The 6,058-nt window shown below is 67.7% G+C and carries 6 protein-coding genes; 5 read left to right on the top strand and 1 reads right to left on the bottom strand.

Annotation, left to right across the window (positions count from 1 at the left end; translation table 11 throughout):
- Window positions 1-180: 180 nt before the first annotated feature.
- The 3 genes from BGN95_RS00055 to BGN95_RS00045 all read left to right on the top strand — a co-directional run bounded on the left by BGN95_RS00055 (window position 181) and on the right by BGN95_RS00045 (window position 2,964).
- The gene (locus BGN95_RS00055) at window positions 181-1,299 is read left to right on the top strand and encodes an MBL fold metallo-hydrolase (RefSeq protein ID WP_265314146.1); all 1,119 of its coding nucleotides are present in this window, start codon (window positions 181-183) and stop codon (window positions 1,297-1,299) included.
- Between the two features lie 111 nt (window positions 1,300-1,410).
- A complete protein-coding gene (locus tag BGN95_RS00050) occupies window positions 1,411-2,292 on the top strand; it encodes a dienelactone hydrolase family protein (protein WP_265269559.1) in 882 nt (293 codons plus the stop codon).
- A 51-nt stretch (window positions 2,293-2,343) separates the two neighbouring features.
- Window positions 2,344-2,964 (top strand): glutathione S-transferase family protein, encoded by a 621-nt coding sequence (locus BGN95_RS00045; protein ID WP_286771252.1) that lies wholly within the window; start codon window positions 2,344-2,346, stop codon window positions 2,962-2,964.
- Between the two features lie 166 nt (window positions 2,965-3,130).
- Here BGN95_RS00045 and BGN95_RS00040 read toward each other — a convergent pair whose 3' ends face one another.
- Entirely contained in the window at window positions 3,131-3,826 is a 696-nt protein-coding gene (locus BGN95_RS00040) for a TetR/AcrR family transcriptional regulator (protein ID WP_265269557.1), read from the bottom strand.
- Between the two features lie 98 nt (window positions 3,827-3,924).
- Here BGN95_RS00040 and BGN95_RS00035 point away from each other — a divergent pair, with 98 nt between their 5' ends.
- A complete protein-coding gene (locus tag BGN95_RS00035) occupies window positions 3,925-5,088 on the top strand; it encodes an efflux RND transporter periplasmic adaptor subunit (RefSeq protein ID WP_286771251.1) in 1,164 nt (387 codons plus the stop codon).
- A gap of 6 nt (window positions 5,089-5,094) precedes the next feature.
- Window positions 5,095-6,058: efflux RND transporter permease subunit (locus BGN95_RS00030; protein ID WP_502688219.1), on the top strand; the 964-nt coding region annotated here is incomplete at its 3' end.

Here is a 6,058-nt window from a genome sequence, read left to right as displayed (position 1 = left end):
AGCTCCGCGCCGAGCGCCAGCAGGCGGCGCGCGATGCCGAAGCGGCGGGCGAGGAAGCGAACGATCTCGGGTTCGAGGATCCGTTCAAGCATTGATTCCACCCCGTCACCCCGGCTCAGGGCCGGGGTGACGGGTGCGATAATTTCTAAGCCGCTCGTTTGAGAAAAGCGCGTGACGCGGATGCGTCGCGGTGGCACGGTCGCGCCGATGCCAGTCAATATCCAGCGCACCCTGATCGGCGACGAAGGGCTGACCCCCACCAGCCACGCCGGCCTGACCTTTCCCTTCGGCGAGCGCGGGCCGCTGCCGGGCGAGCTGCTCACCGTGGCGGAGGGTATCCGCTGGTGGCGCGTGCCGATGTCGGGCCCGCTCAAGCACGTCAACGGGCTGATCCTCGACGATGGCGACGGCGCCGCGATGGCGATCGATACCGGCACCGCCTCGCCGCGTTCGACCGAGGCGTGGAACACGATCCTCGACGGCCCGCTCGCGGGGACGCGGATCTCGCGGGTGCTCGGCACCCACCTTCATCCCGATCATATCGGCCTCGCCGGCTGGCTCTCGCGCCGGTTCGACGACGCGCCGCTGGTGATGACGCGCACCGAATGGCTGATGGCGCGGATGCTGTCCGCCGATGCGCGTCCCGATGTGCCGCAGGAACAGCTCGATTTCTGGCGCGGTGCGGGGTGGGACGAGGCGCAGGTGGCGCGCGGCGCCGGGGCGGGCTGGTCCAATTTCGCCAAGATGATCTCGCGGCTGCCGCTGCGCTACCACCGCATCCGCGACGGCGAGACGCTGCGCATCGGCGGCGCCGACTGGCAGGTCGTCACCGGCACCGGGCACAGCCCCGAACATGCCTGCCTCGTCGATTATGAGCGGCATATCCTCATTTCGGGGGATCAGGTGTTGCCGCGGATCAGCTCGAACGTTTCGATCCACGCCAGCCAGATCAACGACGATCCGCTCGGCGACTGGCTCGAATCGATCGCCAAGTTCAAGCAATTGCCCGATGACCTGCTCGTCCTGCCGGGGCATGGCGACCCGTTCTACGGGCTTCATGCGCGGCTCGATGCGCTCGATCGCGAACATCGCGAGCGGCTCGACGCGCTGGTCGATCTGATGGCCGAAGGGCCGCTGCGCGCGGTCGATTGCTTCGCCACATTGTTCCGCCGGCCGATCGGCCCCGAGGTGATCGGCATGGCGACCGGCGAGGCGCTCGCGCATCTGCGCCGGCTGGAGATCGAGGGGCGCGCGATCTGCGAGACGCGCGACGGCGTGTGGTGGTTCGCCCGGGCCTGAGATCACCCGATCGTCACCCCGGCCTCGATCCGGGGGCGATCCAAGTGCTTCCATATCGGCCCTACCTCATTATGATCCGCCCGCCGCCGGGGGGCGAATCGGAGTGTGGTTATGACCGATCCGTCGCTGCGCGATCGCGCCGTCCGGCTGTATGACGCCTATACCCACGAGCATCGCGATCGCCGCACCCTGCTGCGCGAGATGACCGCGCTGGCCGGGTCGGTCGCGGCGGCCGAGGCGTTGATCGCCGGGATCGGCGCCGCGCCTGCCGCCGCGTCGATCACGCCGCCCGACGATGCCCGGCTGATTACCCGCACGGTTCACGCCACCGCGGCGGGCAAGCCCTCGATCGTCTATCTCGCGCGGCCCAAGACCGGCGGCAAACCGCTGGGCACGGTGATGGTGATCCACGAGAATCGCGGGCTCAACGATCATATCCGCGATGTCGCGCGGCGCGTCGCGCTGGCCGGTTTCCGCGTCGTCGCGCCCGATTTCCTCGGCCCGCAGGGCGGCACCCCCGCCAATGAGGATCGTGCGCGCGACATGATCGCCCACGCCGATTACGATCTGGTCATCGCGCAGGGGCTGGAGATCCTTGCCGAAGCCAAGAAGGGCGCGGCGACCAGCGGGAAGGGCGGTATCGTCGGTTTCTGCTGGGGCGGCGCGCTGGTCGACCGGCTGGCGGTGGCGGGCGGCGCGGCGATCGACGCGGCGGTGGCCTATTACGGCCCGGCGCCGGCCCCGGCGGAGGCGGTGAAGGTCGCGGCACCGATGCTGCTCCATTATGCCGGCAAGGACGCGCGCGTCGCGCAGACCGGCGAGCCGTGGGTCGCCGCGCTCAAGGCGGCGGGGAAGACGGTCGAGGCGTTCACCTATTCCGGGGTCGATCACGCCTTCAACAACGACACCTCGGCGGAGCGCTACAACAAGCCCGCCGCCGATCTCGCCTGGGGGCGCACGATCGCCTTCCTGCACAAATATCTTGACGCCTGATGCTGCAAATGTTCCTAATTTGTTCCATGCGAATCGATAGGAGATGATGGCGTGAACGACTTGATTTTCTACACCAATCCGATGTCGCGCGGGCGTGTCGCCCGCTGGATGCTGGAGGAGGTGGGCGCACCCTATGAAACGGTGGTGCTCGATTACGGCACGACGATGAAGGGGCCGGATTATCTGGCGATCAACCCGATGGGGAAGGTGCCGGCGATCGTCCACAACGGCCGCGCGGTGACCGAGGGCGCGGCGATCGTCGCCTATCTTGCGGAGGCGTTTCCCGAGGCCGGGCTCGCGCCGACCGCGGCGGAGCGTGCCAACTACTACCGCTGGATGTTCTTCGCCGCCGGTCCGCTCGAGGCGGTGACAGCGGACAAGGCGCTGGGGGTCGCGCCGACCGCCGATCAGCAGCGGATGGTGGGCTATGGCTCGCTCGACCATGTCGTCGACGCGCTCGAAGGGGCGGTGAAGGCCAATCCCTATATCGCGGGCGACCGCTTCACCGCGGCCGACGTGTTCGTCGGCAGCCATATCGCCTGGGGCATGCAGTTCGGCACGTTGCCGCAGCGCGATGCGTTCGACGCCTATGTCGCGCGGATCATGGGGCGCGAAGCCGCGGCGCGCGCGCGAGAGATCGATGATGCGCTGATGCCGCAGCCGGTGAGCTGAGAGGCGGCCGGAAAATGGCGCCCCCCTTTTCCCCGTTCGCCTCGTCGCGCCGGCGCGGGCCGGGACGGCGGGGGAGCGTCATTGCCGGCGTAAAAAGTTGTGAGGCAGTTCGTGCTGCGCTGCGTCATTATGATTGTGCGCGCGGGAAACCCGCGTTGCGCGCCCGTCAGGCTGGGCTGGGGGGCGTTTCGGTCGAGGAGATGACGTGAAAGGGCGAGCGCTCCTTCGTCCGTGCGATCAGCGCATCGAGTTCGCGCTCGATGATCGTGCTCAGTTGCGCGCACAACCGCCGGAAATCGCGCCCCTGTTGCGCGGTGACGACGATCCACTGGCACAGCCCGCCGCCCAAGGTGTTGATCAGATCGGCAAGATCGGCGCGCGCCGTGGCATAGCGGTCGCCCGGGGCGCAGGCGGCGAGCGCGGTGAGCAGGGTATTCTGGATCTGGTCGCTCAGCGTCGCCAGCACCGCGGCGATGCGCGGATTGCGCGCGGATTCGGCCATGATCTCGGGCATCAGCCGATAGCCCTCGAAATCGTCGCTATAGCTGACGAAAGTGAGGATCCACGCGCGGATGCCGGCGATGTCGCCGACGCGGATCGCATGATCGAGCGCGGCCTCGTCGAGAAAGCGCGACAGGTCGCGCGCGGCGATCGCGGCGACAATGTCTTCCTTGGACGCGAAGTCGCGGTAGATCTGGCCGACCTTGACCCCGGAGGCGCTGGCGATCTGCGCCACGCCGGTGCCGTGGAATCCGTTTTCGATGAACAAACGGCGCGATATTTCAAGGATATGCGCGCGCCGTTGCGCGGCTCGGCTGGAACGGTCGTCGATGCTGCAGCGCAAAAATTTTCCTCCGTTCATGGATCTTTCGGGCTTGCTCTCAATTATGGGCGGGCGTATCTGGCGCAAATTGTGAGTGATCGATCACTCACGCATTAGCATAAAAATCGGGGACGTTCGTGAGGAAATTCGCGCCTGCCCTTGCGGCCGTGCTGCTGCTTTCCGCCTGCAGCCAGGGTGCCGCACCGCAGCAGCAGGGACCGGCCGAGGTGAGCGTCGTCACCGTGCGGACCCAGCCGGTGACGCTGACCACCGAGCTGCCGGGCCGCACCGTGGCCTATGAAAGCTCGGACGTCCGGCCGCAGGTCAACGGGCTGATCCTCGCGCGATTGTTCGAGGAGGGCGATCAGGTGCGCCAGGGGCAGCCGCTCTACCGCATCGATCCGCAGCCCTATCAGGCCTCGGTGGCCAGCGCGCGCGCCGCGCTGGGCCGCGCGCATGCCGCGATCGCCTCGACCGCCGCGCTCGCGCGGCGCTATGGCGAGCTGGTCAAGATCAACGCGATCGCCCGGCAGGATTATGAGAATGCGGTGACGCAGGCGCAGCAGGCGCGCGCCGATGTTGCCGCGCAGGAAGCCGCGCTGCGCACCGCGCAGATCGATCTGGCGCGGACCACGATCCGCGCGCCGATTTCCGGGCGGATCGGGCGGTCCGATTTCACCACCGGTGCCCTGGTCACCGCGGCGCAGGCCAATGCGCTGACGACGATCCAGCGGCTCGATCCGATCTATGTCGACGTCCAGCAATCGAGCGCCGAGGTGCTCAAGCTCCGGCAGCGGATCATGGCCGGCGAGATCGCGCGCGAGGGCGGCGCGGCGCGCGTCCAGCTCAAGCTTGAGGACGGTTCGGTCTATCCGATCGAGGGCGAGCTGAAGTTCACCGACGTGACGGTCGATCCGACTACCGGCAGCCAGGCGATCCGCATCCGCTTCGCCAATCCGAAGGGGTTGCTGCTGCCCGGCATGTACGTCCGCGCGCAATTGGTCGAAGGGACCAAGGCCGAGGGGATATTGGTGCCGCAGCGCGCCGTCGGGCGCGACGATCGCGGCCATGCGACGGTGATGGTCGTCGGCCAGGGCAACAAGGTCGAACAGCGCCAGCTCGAAACGTCGCGGACGGTGGGCGATTCGTGGCTGGTCACCGGCGGGATCAAGCCAGGCGACCGGGTGATCATCGAGGGCGGCATGATGCTCCAGCCGGGGATGCCGGTGAAGCCGGTGCCTTATTCGCCCAAGGCGGCGTCGGCGGGCAAGCCGGCCGCCGCGCCGGCGCAGGCGAAGTAATCCCCGATGGCACGCTTTTTCATCGACAGACCCATTTTCGCATGGGTCATCGCGATCATCATGATGCTGGCGGGCGCGATCGCGATCCGCTCGCTGCCGGTCGCGCAATTCCCCGAGATCGCGCCGCCCGCGGTGTCGATCAGCGCGGTCTATCCCGGCGCCGACGCCGAGACGCTCGAACGCACCACGACGCAGATCATCGAGCAGCAGCTCAAGGGCATCGATCACCTGCGCTATTTCTCGTCATCCTCCTCCTCGGCGGGGACGGTGACGATCACGCTGACCTTCGAACAGGGCACCAACCCCGATATCGCGCAGGTCCAGGTGCAGAACAAATTGCAGGCCGCGACGCCGCTGTTGCCGCGCGAGGTGCAGCAGCAGGGCCTGCAGGTGCAGAAATCGTCGGCGAACTTCCTCGTCATCGTCGGGCTTTATTCGAAGGACGGCTCGCATAGCGCGACCGACCTCGCCGATATGGTGGTGTCGAAGCTGCAGGATCCGATCAGCCGGGTGAACGGCGTGGGCGAGATCCAGACCTTCGGCTCGCAATATGCGATGCGCATCTGGGTCGATCCGCTCAAGCTCAACGCCTATCAGCTGACGATCGCCGACGTCACCAACGCGGTGCAGGCGCAGAATGCGCAGGTTTCGGCGGGGCAGATCGGCGCGCAGCCGGCGCCCAAGGAGCAGATGCTCAACGCCACCGTCTCGGTCCAGTCGCGGCTGCAGACCCCCGAGCAATTCGGCGCGATCCGGCTCAAGAACGGCGCGGACGGCTCGGTGGTGCGTCTGTCGGATGTCGCGCGGGTCGAGCTGGGCGCGGAAAATTACGGGTTCGATTCGCGGTTCAACGGCCTTCCCGCGGCGGCCTTCGGCGTCAAGCTCGCCTCCGGCGCCAATGCGCTGGCCACCGTCGATGCGGTGAAGACGCGGGTGGCCGAGCTGTCGCGCGGGCTGCCGAGCGACGTCG

The organism is Sphingomonas sp. 66-10 (assembly GCF_001897045.1).
Lineage (GTDB): Bacteria > Pseudomonadota > Alphaproteobacteria > Sphingomonadales > Sphingomonadaceae > Sphingomonas > Sphingomonas lycopersici.
Note: the sequence above shows the minus strand (reverse complement) of the source record. Positions and strands in the feature narration are given on the sequence as shown.